This is a genomic window from Xanthomonas arboricola pv. juglandis, from assembly GCF_001013475.1.
Classification (GTDB): domain Bacteria; phylum Pseudomonadota; class Gammaproteobacteria; order Xanthomonadales; family Xanthomonadaceae; genus Xanthomonas; species Xanthomonas arboricola.
On record NZ_JZEF01000007.1, the window covers coordinates 1 to 14,360 of the forward strand.

11 protein-coding genes and 1 tRNA gene are annotated in these 14,360 nt (G+C 62.3%); all 12 read left to right on the forward strand.

The window, feature by feature from the left end; all coding sequences use genetic code 11:
- A partial coding sequence (locus tag XARJCFBP2528_RS20920) for an EF-Tu C-terminal domain-related protein (RefSeq protein WP_047125064.1) occupies positions 1-355 on the forward strand: 355 nt, incomplete at its 5' end.
- Between the two features lie 106 nt (positions 356-461).
- Positions 462-537: transfer RNA gene (locus XARJCFBP2528_RS20925), tRNA-Trp, on the forward strand.
- A 49-nt stretch (positions 538-586) separates the two neighbouring features.
- The gene (gene secE, locus XARJCFBP2528_RS20930) at positions 587-997 is read left to right on the forward strand and encodes a preprotein translocase subunit SecE (protein WP_016900684.1); all 411 of its coding nucleotides are present in this window, start codon (positions 587-589) and stop codon (positions 995-997) included.
- 13 nt (positions 998-1,010) lie between these two features.
- The gene (nusG, locus tag XARJCFBP2528_RS20935) at positions 1,011-1,568 is read left to right on the forward strand and encodes a transcription termination/antitermination protein NusG (protein ID WP_016900683.1); all 558 of its coding nucleotides are present in this window, start codon (positions 1,011-1,013) and stop codon (positions 1,566-1,568) included.
- Positions 1,569-1,767: 199 nt separating this feature from the next.
- Positions 1,768-2,196: a 50S ribosomal protein L11 gene (gene rplK, locus XARJCFBP2528_RS20940; RefSeq protein ID WP_016900682.1), complete on the forward strand. Its 429-nt coding sequence runs from the start codon at positions 1,768-1,770 to the stop codon at positions 2,194-2,196.
- Positions 2,197-2,199: 3 nt separating this feature from the next.
- Positions 2,200-2,898 (forward strand): 50S ribosomal protein L1, encoded by a 699-nt coding sequence (gene rplA, locus XARJCFBP2528_RS20945; protein ID WP_016900681.1) that lies wholly within the window; start codon positions 2,200-2,202, stop codon positions 2,896-2,898.
- Positions 2,899-3,444: 546 nt separating this feature from the next.
- Positions 3,445-3,978 carry a 50S ribosomal protein L10 gene (rplJ, locus tag XARJCFBP2528_RS20950; RefSeq protein WP_016900680.1) on the forward strand — a complete coding sequence of 178 codons (534 nt, stop codon included), beginning with the start codon at positions 3,445-3,447 and terminating at the stop codon, positions 3,976-3,978.
- 54 nt (positions 3,979-4,032) lie between these two features.
- Positions 4,033-4,398, forward strand: coding sequence for a 50S ribosomal protein L7/L12 (gene rplL / locus XARJCFBP2528_RS20955; protein WP_016900679.1), 366 nt, complete (start codon positions 4,033-4,035; stop codon positions 4,396-4,398).
- A 299-nt stretch (positions 4,399-4,697) separates the two neighbouring features.
- Positions 4,698-8,849, forward strand: a complete 4,152-nt coding sequence (gene rpoB, locus XARJCFBP2528_RS20960) for a DNA-directed RNA polymerase subunit beta (RefSeq protein ID WP_016900677.1) — start codon at positions 4,698-4,700, stop codon at positions 8,847-8,849.
- Positions 8,850-8,949: 100 nt separating this feature from the next.
- On the forward strand, positions 8,950-13,164 hold the full coding sequence (rpoC, locus tag XARJCFBP2528_RS20965) for a DNA-directed RNA polymerase subunit beta' (protein ID WP_016900676.1): 4,215 nt from the start codon (positions 8,950-8,952) through the stop codon (positions 13,162-13,164).
- 221 nt (positions 13,165-13,385) lie between these two features.
- A complete protein-coding gene (rpsL, locus tag XARJCFBP2528_RS20970) occupies positions 13,386-13,760 on the forward strand; it encodes a 30S ribosomal protein S12 (RefSeq protein WP_002811712.1) in 375 nt (124 codons plus the stop codon).
- Positions 13,761-13,772: 12 nt separating this feature from the next.
- The gene (gene rpsG / locus XARJCFBP2528_RS20975; RefSeq protein WP_005993356.1) at positions 13,773-14,240 is read left to right on the forward strand and encodes a 30S ribosomal protein S7; all 468 of its coding nucleotides are present in this window, start codon (positions 13,773-13,775) and stop codon (positions 14,238-14,240) included.
- Positions 14,241-14,360: the final 120 nt, after the last annotated feature.

Below are 14,360 nucleotides of genomic sequence, written 5' to 3' on the forward strand. Positions count from 1 at the left end.
GCTGCTGCGCGGCACCAAGCGTGACGACGTCGAGCGCGGCCAGGTGCTGTGCAAGCCGGGTTCGATCAAGCCGCACACCGAGTTCGAAGCCGAAGTCTACGTGCTGTCCAAGGACGAGGGTGGCCGTCATACCCCGTTCTTCAAGGGCTACCGTCCGCAGTTCTACTTCCGCACCACCGATATCACTGGCGCTTGCCAGCTGCCGGAAGGCGTGGAGATGGTGATGCCGGGCGACAACGTGAAGATGGTCGTGACCCTGATCAACCCGGTCGCGATGGACGAAGGTCTGCGCTTCGCCATCCGTGAAGGCGGTCGTACCGTCGGCGCCGGTGTGGTTGCCAAGATCATCAAGTAAGTGCCTGCGTCCAGTCGCCTCGTGGCGGCTGGATTCAAACGAATGGCGGGCCGGCTGAACCGCGGTCCGCCTTCGTTGTCTTAGGGTTTGCAGTAAACGAGTACATACGCCAGTAGCTCAATTGGCAGAGCAGCGGTCTCCAAAACCGCAGGTTGGGGGTTCGAGTCCCTCCTGGCGTGCCACTCCTCTTTCCGGCCCAGCGATTCGGGTCAGATCGGTAACTAGAGCCGGATGAATAGCAAAATCGAGCCTTCCAAAAGCGCGTCTGCTGCCAGCGCTGATATCGTGAAATACGTCATCTCCGCGCTTCTGGTGATCGCGGGGTTGTTTGTGTGGTTCTGGTTTTCTGCGCCCGAGCGCGCCACCCAGTTCGGAGCCTGGACGCCGCAGTTGCGTGCGCTGGCCGTGATCGTGGGGTTGGTGGCGGGCGCATTCGTATTTTTGGGAACCGGCAAAGGCCGGGAAACCCGTGAATTCATGTCCGAATCCAGGTTTGAGTTGCGCAAGGTGGTCTGGCCGACGCGCCAGGAAGCCATTCGCACGACCTGGGTCGTGATTGTTGTTGTGATCATTCTGAGTTTGCTGTTGGGCGGCTTCGACTTCGTCATCCAGAAGCTCACGCAGTGGTTCCTGGCTCGTTAAGGAGAATCAAGCAGTGAAGCGTTGGTATGTCGTTCACGCCTATTCAGGCTTCGAAAAATCCGTTGCGCAGGCATTGCGCGACCGCATCGCCCGTACCGAGATGGAAGATCGTTTCGGCGACGTGTTGGTGCCGACCGAGGAAGTCATCGAGATGCGCGCCGGCCAGAAGCGCCGGTCCGAGCGCAAATTCTTCCCCGGCTACGTGCTGGTGCAGATCGAGACCCACGAAGAGGCCGGTATTCCGCGCATCGACAATGAAAGCTGGCACCTGGTGAAGGAAACTTCCAAGGTGATGGGCTTCATTGGCGGCACCGCTGACCGTCCGTTGCCGATTCGCGACGAAGAGGCTGATGCGATCCTGCAACGTGTGCAGGACGGCGTTGAGAAGCCGCGTCCGAAGGTGCTGTTCGAGCCGGGTCAGATGGTGCGCGTCACCGATGGTCCGTTCAACGACTTCAATGGCGTGGTGGAAGAGGTCAATTACGAGAAGAGCAGGCTGCGGGTTGCCGTGCTCATCTTCGGTCGTTCCACGCCGGTCGAGCTCGAGTTCGGCCAGGTCGAGAAGGGCTGACGCCGGTCGGGCGCCGTCTAGGCGCCCGCCTTGAATGCTGTTATAGTGCGCGGCTCGCTGACCTGGCGAACCGCCGGGAACCAATGGCTGCCGCATGGCAGCCATCTGCGTGTGGTCAGAAACGTGAAGCCGGGACACGTGATTTCCCGGTCTGATGGGGAGCCTGCAGTCAAGGCGCTAGCACCCGGAGAGTATCGAAATGGCAAAGAAGATAACTGCTTACATCAAGTTGCAGGTCAAGGCCGGTCAGGCCAATCCTGCGCCGCCGGTCGGCCCTGCCCTGGGTCAGCGCGGTCTGAACATCATGGAATTTTGCAAGGCGTTCAACGCAGCGACCTCCAAGCTGGAGCCGGGTCTGCCGACGCCGGTGGTTATCACTGCGTACTCCGACCGTACCTTCACCTTCATCACCAAGAGCACCCCGGCCAGCGTGCTGCTCAAGAAGGCTGCAGGCGTGACTTCCGGTTCCAAGCGCCCCAACACCGACAAGGTGGGCAAGGTGACGCGCAAGCAGCTGGAAGAGATCGCCAAGGTCAAGGAAGCCGATTTGACGGCGGCCGAGCTGGAAGCGGCAGTGCGTACGATTGCGGGTTCTGCCCGCAGCATGGGTTTGACGGTGGAGGGCTAAGACATGGCACAGAGCAAGCGCGTTAAGGCCATTGCGGCCGCTGTCGTTCCGGGCAAGACCTATGCCTTCGAAGACGCAATCAAGATCCTGAAGACCGTGACCAAGGCCAAGTTCGTCGAGTCGATCGACGTTGCCGTGCGCCTGGGCGTGGACGCCAAGAAGTCCGACCAGCAGGTGCGCGGTTCGACCGTGCTGCCGGCCGGTACCGGCAAGAGCGTGCGCGTTGCCGTGTTCGCACCGGCCGGTGCCAAGGCTGACGAAGCCCTGGCCGCTGGTGCCGAGGCGGTGGGCATGGACGACCTGGCCGAGAAGATGCAGGCCGGCGATCTGAGCTACGACGTGGTCATCGCCACCCCGGACGCGATGCGCGTCGTCGGTAAGCTCGGCACCCTGCTGGGCCCGCGCGGCCTGATGCCGAACCCGAAGGTCGGCACCGTGTCGGCCAACCCGGGCGAAGCGGTCAAGAATGCCAAGTCGGGTCAGGTGCGTTACCGCACCGACAAGGCCGGCATCATCCACTGCACCATCGGCAAGGCCAGCTTCGATGACGAAGCGCTGAAGTCGAACCTGCAGGCGCTGCTGCTGGACCTGATCAAGGCCAAGCCGGCCACCTCGAAGGGTACCTACCTGCAGAAGGTGTCGGTCAGCTCGACGATGGGCCCTGGCGTGACCGTCGACCAGTCCAGCCTTGCGCTGAAGTGAGTTGAGGGGTCGGGCCTGTCATGGGCCTGACCCGTCGGTGTAGTACAGCATTGTTTTTCCGGCCCGGGTCACCGTGTGCTGGGAGTCCGTTCCCTCCTTTGGGGTAACGGACATTTTGAAGGCGATCGTCGGCATGTCCGGCGGTAGCCGTCAAAGACCGCAGGCGCGGTCAGCGCAGATCGACGACGGGCATGGATGCTCGCACTGGCAGGGAGTCGCCGTCGATGCAGCGGGATCGCTTAATCAGGTTCGCAAGAGCCGGCCGGCGTAGATGGTGTCGCCCTTCTGGAGCTTTCTGGTTTACGCGCGTCTGGGACATCCCGGATCGAGCCCACTCCAGGTCTAGAACGGCCACCAAAGGAACATCGGTCGATGTTCCCGGCTTCCAGGAAGGAGGCTGCCCTGGACCGCAACCGGCAGGAGCCGCGAGCGGAGTAGTTTGAAGCTGTGATTTGGGATTCGGCATTGGGGATTTGCAAGCTGCTTCACGGCTCTGGCGAATCCCCAATCACCAATTCCGAATCCCAGCTTTAACGGAGGAGTGCAATGGCTCTCAATCTGTCTCAGAAGCAAGAAGTAGTCGCCGAGCTGGCAGACATCGCCGCCAAGGCTCACTCCTTGATCGCCGCAGAATACGCTGGCATCACGGTCTCCCAGATGACCGCGATGCGCAAGCAGGCACGCGAAACCGGCGTGTTCTTGAAAGTTGTCAAGAACACCCTGGCTGCGCGCGCCGTTGAAGGTACTGATTTCGCTGTCGTCGCTGACAAGCTGGTCGGTCCTTTGCTGTATGCGTTTTCGATGGAGGAGCCCGGCGCTGCCGGTCGCCTGATCAAGGAATTCGCCAAGGGCAACGACAAGTTGCAGGCCAAGGTCGTGTCCATCGGCGGGGAACTGTTCCCGGCTGGCCACGTCGACGTGTTGGCTTCGCTGCCGACCCGCGATCAGGCCCTGGCCATGCTGGCCCGCGTGCTGTCCGAACCGGCTGCCATGTTTGCCCGTGCCGTCAAGGCCGTGGGCGACAAGCAGGGTGGTGGCGACGAAGCCGCCGCGCCGGTCGCCGAGACTGCCGAAGCTTGATGTCCTAGCGTTCGCTAGAACCCCAATCCAGAAAATCATTTAAAGGTAATCACAATGTCCCTTACCAACGAACAGATCGTCGACGCCATCGCCGAGAAGTCCCTGATGGAAGTGATGGAGCTGGTCAAGGCCATCGAAGAAAAGTTCGGCGTCTCCGCCGCCGCTCCGGTCGCTGCCGCTGCAGCTGGCCCGGCCGCCGTGGTCGAAGAGCAGACCGAGTTCAACGTGGTGCTGGTTGATTGCGGCGCCAACAAGGTCGGCGTCATTAAGGCCGTCCGCGCCGTGACCGGCCTGGGTCTGAAGGAAGCCAAGGATCTGACCGAAGCCGGCGGCATCCTGAAGGAAGGCGCCACCAAGGACGAAGCCGAGAAGATCAAGAAGGAACTGACCGAAGCCGGCGCCAAGGTCGAAGTCAAGTAAGCAGCATCTTGCATCGCCAGCGTTTCATGGTGATGCACTGAAGGCTGGGAGCGTAAAGCTCCCGGCCTTTGGCCGTTTCGGGCGGGAATCGAGAATCGGGATTGGGGAATCGCAAATGCAACATCGCGTGCTCATCCGATTCCCATTTCTCCATTCCCGATTCCCGGCCTCACCGAGTTGGTAGTTGGAAGTAGCGGGAGAAGGCGTGCTGGTGCCGGCAATACCAGCGACTTCCAACTGACAATTTTGTTATTTCAGGGCCGCCGCGACGCGGCCCCCGCAGCCTAGGGTGAAGACTCATGACGTCTTATTCGTTCACCGAAAAAAAGCGTATCCGCAAGGACTTCGGCAAGCAGCGCTCGATTCTCGAAGTGCCGTTCCTGCTTGCCATCCAGGTCGATTCCTACCGCGAATTCCTGCAGGAAGACGTGGAGCCGAACAAGCGTAAGGACCTCGGTCTGCACGCGGCACTGAAGTCGGTGTTCCCGATTTCCAGCTACAGCGGCAATGCCGCGCTGGAATACGTGGGCTATAAGCTGGGTCAGCCGGTGTTTGACGAGCGTGAATGCCGTCAGCGCGGCATGAGCTACGGCGCGCCGCTGCGCGTGACCGTGCGCCTGGTGATCTACGACCGCGAGTCGTCGACCAAGGCCATCAAGTACGTGAAGGAGCAGGAGGTCTATCTGGGCGAAATCCCGCTGATGACCGACAACGGTACCTTCATCGTCAACGGCACGGAGCGCGTGATCGTCTCGCAGCTGCACCGCTCGCCGGGTGTGTTCTTCGACCACGACCGTGGCAAGACCCACAGCTCGGGCAAGCTGCTGTACAGCGCCCGCATCATTCCGTACCGCGGTTCCTGGCTGGACTTCGAGTTCGACCCGAAGGACGCGCTGTTCACCCGTATCGACCGTCGCCGCAAGCTCCCGGTGTCGATCCTGCTGCGCGCGCTTGGCTACAGCAACGAAGAGATGCTGGCCGAGTTCTTCGAGATCAATACGTTCCATATCAATCCGGACGAAGGCGTGCAGCTGGAGCTGGTGCCGGAGCGTCTGCGTGGCGAAACGCTGAACTTTGACCTGGCCGATGGTGACAAGGTCATCGTGGAAGCGGGTAAGCGCATCACCGCCCGTCACGTCAAGCAGCTCGAAGCCGCCGGCGTTGCCGCGTTGGCCGTGCCGGACGACTACCTGCTCACCCGCATCCTGTCGCACGACGTGGTCGATGGCTCCACCGGCGAACTGCTGGCCAATGCCAACGACGAGATCACCGAAGACCAGCTGGCAGCGTTCCGTAAGGCCGGCGTCGATGCGGTCGGCACCCTGTGGGTGAACGATCTGGACCGTGGTCCGTACCTGTCCAACACCCTGCGTATCGATCCGACCAAGACCCAGCTCGAAGCGCTGGTCGAGATCTACCGCATGATGCGTCCGGGCGAGCCGCCGACCAAGGAAGCCGCGCAGAACCTGTTCCACAATCTGTTCTTCACCTTCGAGCGCTACGACCTGTCCACCGTCGGTCGCATGAAGTTCAACCGTCGCGTCGGCCGCAAGGACGTGCTGGGCGAGTCGGTGCTGTACGACAAGAAATACTTTGCCGAGCGCAACGACGAAGAATCCAAGCGCCTGGTCGCCGAGCACACCGACACCTCCGACATCCTGGAAGTGATCAAGGTGCTCACCGAGATCCGCAACGGTCGCGGCGTGGTCGATGACATCGATCACCTGGGCAACCGTCGCGTGCGTTCGGTCGGCGAAATGGCCGAGAACGTGTTCCGCGTGGGCTTGGTCCGCGTCGAGCGCGCGGTCAAGGAGCGCCTGTCGATGGCCGAGTCCGAGGGTCTGACTCCGCAGGAACTGATCAACGCCAAGCCGGTGGCTGCCGCGATCAAGGAATTCTTCGGTTCCTCGCAGCTGTCGCAGTTCATGGATCAGAACAACCCGCTGTCGGAAGTGACGCACAAGCGTCGCGTCTCCGCACTGGGCCCGGGCGGTCTGACCCGCGAGCGCGCCGGCTTCGAAGTGCGCGACGTGCATCCGACCCATTACGGCCGCGTCTGCACCATCGAAACCCCGGAAGGCCCGAACATCGGCCTGATCAACTCGCTGGCCGTGTTCGCCCGCACCAACCAGTACGGCTTCCTCGAGACGCCGTACCGCAAGGTGCTGGACGGCAAGGTCTCTGACGACGTCGAATACCTGTCGGCGATCGAGGAAAACGAGTACGTGATCGCCCAGGCGAACGCGCTGACCGACGCCAAGAACATGCTCACCGAGCAGTTCGTGCCGTGCCGGTTCCAGGGCGAGTCGCTGCTCAAGCCGCCGGCCGAAGTGCACTTCATGGACGTCTCGCCGATGCAGACCGTGTCGGTCGCCGCGGCGCTGGTGCCGTTCCTGGAGCACGACGACGCCAACCGCGCACTGATGGGCGCCAACATGCAGCGCCAGGCCGTGCCGACGCTGCGTTCGCAGAAGCCGTTGGTCGGTACCGGTATCGAGCGTGCGGTTGCGCGCGACTCGGGTGTGACCGTCAATGCCTTGCGTGGTGGCGTGATCGAGCAGATCGACGCGGCCCGCATCGTGGTCAAGGTCAACGAGGCAGAAATCGGCGGCGGCACCGATGCCGGCGTGGATATCTACAACCTGATCAAGTACACCCGCTCCAACCAGAACACCTGCATCAACCAGCGTCCGCTGGTGAACGTGGGTGACGTGATCGCGCGCGGCGACGTGCTGGCCGACGGCCCGTCCACCGACATCGGTGAGCTGGCGCTGGGTCAGAACATGCTGATCGCGTTCATGCCGTGGAACGGCTACAACTTCGAAGACTCCATCCTGCTCTCCGAGCGCGTGGTGGAAGAAGATCGTTACACCACGATCCACATCGAAGAACTGACCTGCGTTGCGCGCGACACCAAGCTGGGGCCGGAGGAAATTTCCGCCGACATCCCGAACGTGTCCGAGCAGGCGCTGAACCGCCTGGACGAGAGCGGCGTGGTGTACATCGGTGCGGAAGTGCGTGCCGGCGACATCATGGTGGGCAAGGTCACGCCGAAGGGCGAGAGCCAGCTGACCCCGGAAGAAAAGCTGCTGCGTGCGATCTTCGGCGAGAAGGCGTCCGACGTGAAGGACAGCTCGCTGCGCGTGCCCCCGGGCATGGACGGCACCGTCATCGACGTGCAGGTCTTCACCCGCGACGGCATCGAGAAGGACAAGCGTGCGCGTCAGATCGAAGAGTCCGAGATCAAGCGCGTCAAGAAGGACTTCGACGACCAGTTCCGCATCCTGGAAGCGGCCATCTACGCACGTCTGCGCTCGCAGATCGTGGGCAAGGTCGCCAACGGTGGTCCGAACCTGAAGAAGGGCGACAACGTCACCGACGCGTATCTGGACGGGCTGAAGAAGTCCGATTGGTTCCAGCTGCGCATGAAGGACGAAGACGCAGCCGACGCCATCGAGCGCGCGCAGAAGCAGATCCAGGCGCACGAGAAGGAATTCGAAGCACGCTTCGCCGACAAGCGCGGCAAGATCACCCAGGGCGACGATCTCGCACCGGGCGTGCTGAAGATGGTCAAGGTGTTTCTGGCAGTGAAGCGCCGCATCCAGCCGGGCGACAAGATGGCAGGCCGCCACGGCAACAAGGGTGTGGTCTCCAATGTCGTGCCTGTCGAGGACATGCCGTACATGGCCACCGGCGAGCCGGTGGACATCGTGCTGAACCCGCTCGGCGTGCCGTCGCGTATGAACATCGGCCAGATTCTGGAAGTGCATCTGGGCTGGGCCGCCAAGGGCCTGGGTCGCAAGATCCAGCGCATGCTGGAAGCCCAGGCGGCGGTCAGCGAGCTGCGCAAGTTCCTGGACGACATCTACAACCACGACAGCGCGATCAATGCACAGCGCGTGGACCTGTCGCAGTTCAGCGATGAGGAATTGCTCAACCTGGGCAAGAACCTGATCGATGGCGTGCCGATGGCCACCCCGGTGTTCGACGGCGCCAGCGAAGCGGAAATCAAGCGCATGCTGGAACTGGCCGAACTGCCGCAGAGCGGTCAGACCCAGTTGTACGACGGTCGTACCGGCGAAGCGTTCGATCGCAAGACCACGGTCGGCTACATGCACTACCTGAAGTTGAACCACCTGGTCGACGACAAGATGCATGCGCGCTCGACCGGTCCGTACTCGCTCGTTACCCAGCAGCCGCTGGGCGGCAAGGCGCAGTTCGGTGGTCAGCGCTTCGGTGAGATGGAAGTCTGGGCGCTGGAAGCCTATGGCGCGGCCTACACCCTGCAGGAAATGCTGACGGTGAAGTCCGACGACGTGCAGGGCCGCAACCAGATGTACAAGAACATCGTCGATGGTGAGCACGAGATGGTCGCGGGCATGCCGGAATCCTTCAACGTGTTGGTGAAGGAAATCCGCTCGCTGGCGATCAACATGGAACTGGAAGAGTGATCGAGACGGATCCCTGCGCCGCGCTGCGGTGCGGGGATCCGGAACCTAAGGCCCTCGGTTTCATCTCAGCTACGAAATTCCTCCGACCCGGAGATATCAAATGAAAGACCTGCTCAACCTCTTCAATCAACAGCGCCAGACGCTGGATTTCGACGCGATCAAGATCGCGCTGGCATCGCCGGACCTGATCCGTTCGTGGTCCTACGGCGAAGTGAAGAAGCCCGAAACCATCAACTACCGTACCTTCAAGCCCGAGCGGGACGGCCTGTTCTGCGCCGCCATCTTCGGACCGATCAAGGACTACGAGTGCCTGTGCGGCAAGTACAAGCGCATGAAGCACCGTGGCGTCGTCTGCGAAAAATGCGGCACTGAAGTCACCCTGGCCAAGGTCCGTCGCGAGCGCATGGGTCACATCGACTTGGCCTCGCCGGTCGCGCACATCTGGTTCCTCAAGTCGTTGCCCTCGCGCATCGGCCTGATGCTGGACATGACCCTGCGTGACATCGAGCGCGTGCTGTACTTCGAAGCCTACGTGGTCACCGAGCCGGGCCTGACCCCGCTCGAGCGCCGCCAGCTGCTGACCGAAGAGCAGTACCTGACCGCACGCCAGGAGTACAACGACGACTTCGACGCCGCCATGGGCGCCGAAGCCGTGTACGAGCTGTTGCGCACGATCGACCTGCAGTCGGAAATGACCCGCCTGCGCGAGGAGATCGCCAGCACCGGTTCGGAAACCAAGCTCAAGCGCCTTACCAAGCGCATCAAGCTGATCGAAGCCTTCCTGGAATCGGGCAACCGTCCGGAGTGGATGGTCATGACCGTGCTGCCGGTGCTGCCGCCGGATCTGCGTCCGCTGGTGCCGCTGGATGGCGGCCGCTTCGCGACTTCGGATCTGAACGATCTGTACCGCCGCGTGATCAACCGCAACAATCGTCTGCGTCGTCTGCTCGAGCTCAATGCGCCGGACATCATCGTGCGCAACGAGAAGCGCATGCTGCAGGAGTCGGTCGATGCGCTGCTGGACAATGGCCGTCGCGGCCGTGCCATCACCGGCACCAACAAGCGTCCGCTGAAGTCGCTGGCCGACATGATCAAGGGCAAGCAGGGCCGGTTCCGCCAGAACCTGCTCGGCAAGCGCGTGGACTACTCCGGTCGTTCGGTCATCACCGTCGGTCCGTACCTCAAGCTGCACCAGTGCGGCCTGCCGAAGAAGATGGCGCTGGAGCTGTTCAAGCCGTTCGTGTTCGCCAAGCTGCAGCGTCGCGGCCTGGCCACCACCATCAAGGCGGCCAAGAAGCTGGTCGAGCGCGAAGAAGCCGAAGTCTGGGACATCCTGGAAGAAGTGATCCGCGAGCATCCGGTGCTGCTGAACCGTGCGCCGACCCTGCACCGTCTGGGCATCCAGGCGTTCGAGCCGGTGTTGATCGAAGGCAAGGCCATCCAGCTGCATCCGCTGGTGTGTACTGCGTTCAACGCCGACTTCGACGGTGACCAGATGGCCGTCCACGTGCCGCTCTCGCTGGAAGCCCAGCTGGAAGCGCGTGCGTTGATGATGTCCACCAACAACATCCTGTCGCCGGCCAACGGCGAGCCGATCATCGTGCCGTCGCAGGACGTGGTGTTGGGCCTGTACTACATGAGCCGCGCCCTGGAGAACAAGAAGGGCGAAGGCATGGTGTTCGCCAACACCAGCGAAGTGAAGCGCGCCTACGACAACCGCGTGGTGGAACTGCACGCCAAGGTCAAGGTCCGCATCACCCAGGTGGACGTGGAAGCCGACGGCAAGCGCAGCAGCGGCACCTCGATCGTGGACACCACGGTCGGTCGTGCGCTGTTGAGCGAGATCCTGCCCGAAGGCCTGCCGTTCCAGTTGGCCAACACCGAGATGACCAAGAAGAACATCTCGCGTCTGATCAACTCCAGCTACCGTCTGCTGGGCTTGAAGGACACCGTCGTGTTCGCCGACAAGCTGATGTACACCGGCTATGCCTACGCGACCCGCGCAGGCGTGTCGATCGGCATCGACGACATGCTGATCCCGGACGAGAAGAAGGGCATCCTCACCGAGGCCGAAGCCGAAGTGCTGGAAATCCAGGAGCAGTACCAGTCCGGTCTGGTCACCGCCGGCGAGCGCTACAACAAGGTCGTGGACATCTGGTCGCGCACCAGTGAGCGCATCGCCAAGGCGATGATGGACACCATCGGTACCGAAAAGGTCGAAAATGCCAAGGGCGAGACCATCGACCAGAAGTCGATGAACTCGCTGTACATCATGGCCGACTCCGGTGCGCGTGGTTCGCAGGCGCAGATCCGTCAGCTGGCCGGCATGCGCGGCCTGATGGCGCGTCCGGATGGCTCGATCATCGAGACGCCGATCAAGGCGAACTTCCGCGAAGGCCTGAACGTGCAGGAGTACTTCAACTCCACCCACGGTGCCCGTAAGGGTCTGGCCGATACCGCGCTCAAGACCGCGAACTCGGGTTATCTGACCCGTCGCCTGGTCGACGTGGCGCAGGACGTGGTGATCACCGAAGTCGATTGCGGCACCACCGAAGGGTTGATCATGACCCCGATCGTGGAAGGCGGCGACGTGGTGGAGCCGTTGAAGGAGCGCGTGCTGGGCCGTGTGGTGGCCGAGGACGTGTACCTGCCGGGCAACGACGAAGAGCCGATCGTCACCCGCAACACGCTGCTGGACGAAGCCTGGGTTGCCAAGCTGGAAGACGCCAGCGTGCAGTCGGTGAAGGTGCGTTCGACCATCAGCTGCGAGTCCTCGTTCGGCGTGTGCGCACGTTGCTACGGCCGCGACCTCGCACGCGGTCACCAGGTCAACATCGGTGAAGCGGTCGGTGTCATCGCCGCCCAGTCGATCGGTGAGCCGGGTACCCAGCTGACCATGCGTACGTTCCACATCGGTGGTGCGGCATCGCGTGCGGCGGCGGTGGACAACATCACCGTCAAGACCACCGGTTCGGTGAAGTTCAACAACCTCAAGTCGGTGGCGCACGCCAGCGGCGCGCTGGTTGCGGTCTCGCGTTCGGGCGAACTGTCCGTGCTCGACGGCCATGGCCGCGAGCGCGAGCGTTACAAGCTGCCCTACGGCGCCACCATCACCGCCAAGGACGGGGATGCGGTCAAGGCCGGGCAGGGCGTGGCGAACTGGGATCCGCATAACCACCCGATCGTGTCGGAAGTGGCCGGTTTCATCCGCTTCATCGACTTCGTCGACGGCGTCACCGTCATCGAGAAGACCGACGAACTGACCGGTCTGGCCTCGCGCGAGATCACCGACCCGAAGCGTCGCGGTGCACATGCCAAGGAACTGCGCCCGATCGTGCGCATCGTCGATGGCAAGGGCAACGACCTGACGATCCCGAATACGGATCTGCCGGCCCAGTACCTGTTGCCGCCGCGCTCCATTGTCAACCTGCAGGACGGCGCCGCCGTCGGCGTGGGCGACGTGGTTGCCAAGATCCCGCAGGAAGCGTCCAAGACCCGCGACATCACCGGTGGTCTGCCACGCGTTGCCGACCTGTTCGAAGCACGCAAGCCGAAGGATCCTGCGATCCTGGCCGAGCGTTCGGGCATCATCAGCTTCGGTAAGGACACCAAGGGCAAGCAGCGCCTGATCATCAAGGACACCGATGGGTCGGAACACGAAGAGCTGATCCCGAAGTACCGCCAGATCATCGTGTTCGAAGGCGAGCATGTGACCAAGGGCGAAACCGTGGTGGACGGCGAGCCGAGCCCGCAGGACATCCTGCGTCTGCTGGGTGTCGAGCCGCTGGCCGCGTATCTGGTCAAGGAAATCCAGGACGTGTACCGCCTGCAGGGCGTGAAGATCAACGACAAGCACATCGAGGTGATCACTCGCCAGATGCTGCGTAAGGTCGAGATCACCGACCAGGGCACCAGCAAGTTCCTCAACGGCGAGCAGGTCGAGCGCCAGCGCGTCATCGAGGAAAATGCCCGCCTGGTCAAGCGCAACGAACTGCCGGCCAAGTACGATCCGGTGCTGCTGGGTATCACCAAGGCTTCGCTGGCCACCGAGTCGTTCATCTCGGCGGCCTCGTTCCAGGAGACCACCCGCGTGCTGACCGAGGCTGCCGTGCGCGGCACCCGCGACAACCTGCGCGGTCTGAAGGAAAACGTGATCGTGGGTCGTCTGATCCCGGCCGGTACCGGTTTGGCGTATCACGCCGGACGTCGCAAGTCGTCGGGTCTGACCGACTCGGAAATGGAAACGCTGTCGGGCAAGCCGACGGCGGCCGAACCGGTCGCAGCCGTGGCCGACGCTGGCGCGGACGAGGAGTAAGCGCTCCGACGGCGGTCGCAAGACCGCCGTAAGCCAAGCGAAAAGGAGGGCAGGAGGCCCTCCGTTTTCCGGCCTTGGATGGGCCAGCAGGGTTAGAATTCCGTGAAGTTGACGGAGTTTCGTCCTGCCAGCTATACTTCCCTGTCTCGGCGGGCCGTTTTTCGGCCTGCCTTTGTTTTCGTGCAAGGCCGTCTCGGCCTCTCAATCAGAAGAATCAACTGATGACGACGATCAATCAGCTGGTCCGCAAGCCTCGGCAAGCGACCACCTACAAGAGTGCCTCCCCGGCACTGGACAAGTGTCCGCAGCGCCGTGGCGTCTGCACACGCGTCTACACCACTACCCCGAAGAAGCCGAACTCGGCCCTACGTAAGGTTGCCAAAGTGCGCCTGACGAACCAGGAAGAGGTCATCAGCTACATCGGTGGTGAAGGCCACAACCTGCAGGAGCACTCCGTGGTCCTGATTCGTGGTGGCCGCGTCAAGGATCTTCCCGGTGTGCGTTATCACACCGTCCGTGGTTCGCTGGACGCCGCCGGCGTCGCAAAGCGCCGTCAAGGTCGTTCCAAGTACGGCGCCAAGCGCCCGAAGAGCTAAGGAAACACTCCAATGTCCCGTAAAGGTTCTACTCCGCAGCGCACCGTCCTGCCTGATCCAAAGCATGGCAGCGAAACCATTGCCCGCTTCATCAATATGGTGATGCAAAGTGGCAAGAAGTCGGTTGCTGAGAAAATTGTCTATGGCGCGATGGACGTCATTGGCGAAAAGAATCCGAATGCCGTCGAGCTGGTGCAGAAAGCACTGGACAACGTGGCCCCGGCTGTCGAAGTTAAATCGCGTCGCGTCGGTGGTGCTACCTATCAGGTGCCCGTCGAAGTGCGCTCCTCCCGTCGCATGGCGCTGGCAATGCGCTGGTTGATCGATTCCGCGCGCAAGCGTGGCGAGAACACCATGCCGCGCAAGCTGGCTGCAGAACTGTTGGACGCCTCGGAAAGCCGTGGCGGCGCGATCAAGAAGCGCGAAGAGACGCACCGTATGGCGGAGGCGAACAAGGCGTTCGCACATTACCGCTGGTGACCTCGTGGGCCTTGGTAACGGGGCCCTTCAGCACCATCTGAGTGCTGTTTGCGACGCGTTACGCGTCGCATCCAATCCGAAGGCCGCCGAAAGGCGGCGTTCGGCCATCCGAAATCCAAG

Coding starts and splice junctions, on each gene's coding strand:
- rpoC (WP_016900676.1), top strand. CDS start 8,950: ATGAAAGACCTGCTCAACCTCTTCAATCAACAGCGCCAGACGCTGGAT.
- rplJ (WP_016900680.1), top strand. CDS start 3,445: ATGGCTCTCAATCTGTCTCAGAAGCAAGAAGTAGTCGCCGAGCTGGCA.
- rplL (WP_016900679.1), top strand. CDS start 4,033: ATGTCCCTTACCAACGAACAGATCGTCGACGCCATCGCCGAGAAGTCC.
- rpsL (WP_002811712.1), top strand. CDS start 13,386: ATGACGACGATCAATCAGCTGGTCCGCAAGCCTCGGCAAGCGACCACC.
- rpsG (WP_005993356.1), top strand. CDS start 13,773: ATGTCCCGTAAAGGTTCTACTCCGCAGCGCACCGTCCTGCCTGATCCA.
- secE (WP_016900684.1), top strand. CDS start 587: ATGAATAGCAAAATCGAGCCTTCCAAAAGCGCGTCTGCTGCCAGCGCT.
- rpoB (WP_016900677.1), top strand. CDS start 4,698: ATGACGTCTTATTCGTTCACCGAAAAAAAGCGTATCCGCAAGGACTTC.
- rplK (WP_016900682.1), top strand. CDS start 1,768: ATGGCAAAGAAGATAACTGCTTACATCAAGTTGCAGGTCAAGGCCGGT.
- rplA (WP_016900681.1), top strand. CDS start 2,200: ATGGCACAGAGCAAGCGCGTTAAGGCCATTGCGGCCGCTGTCGTTCCG.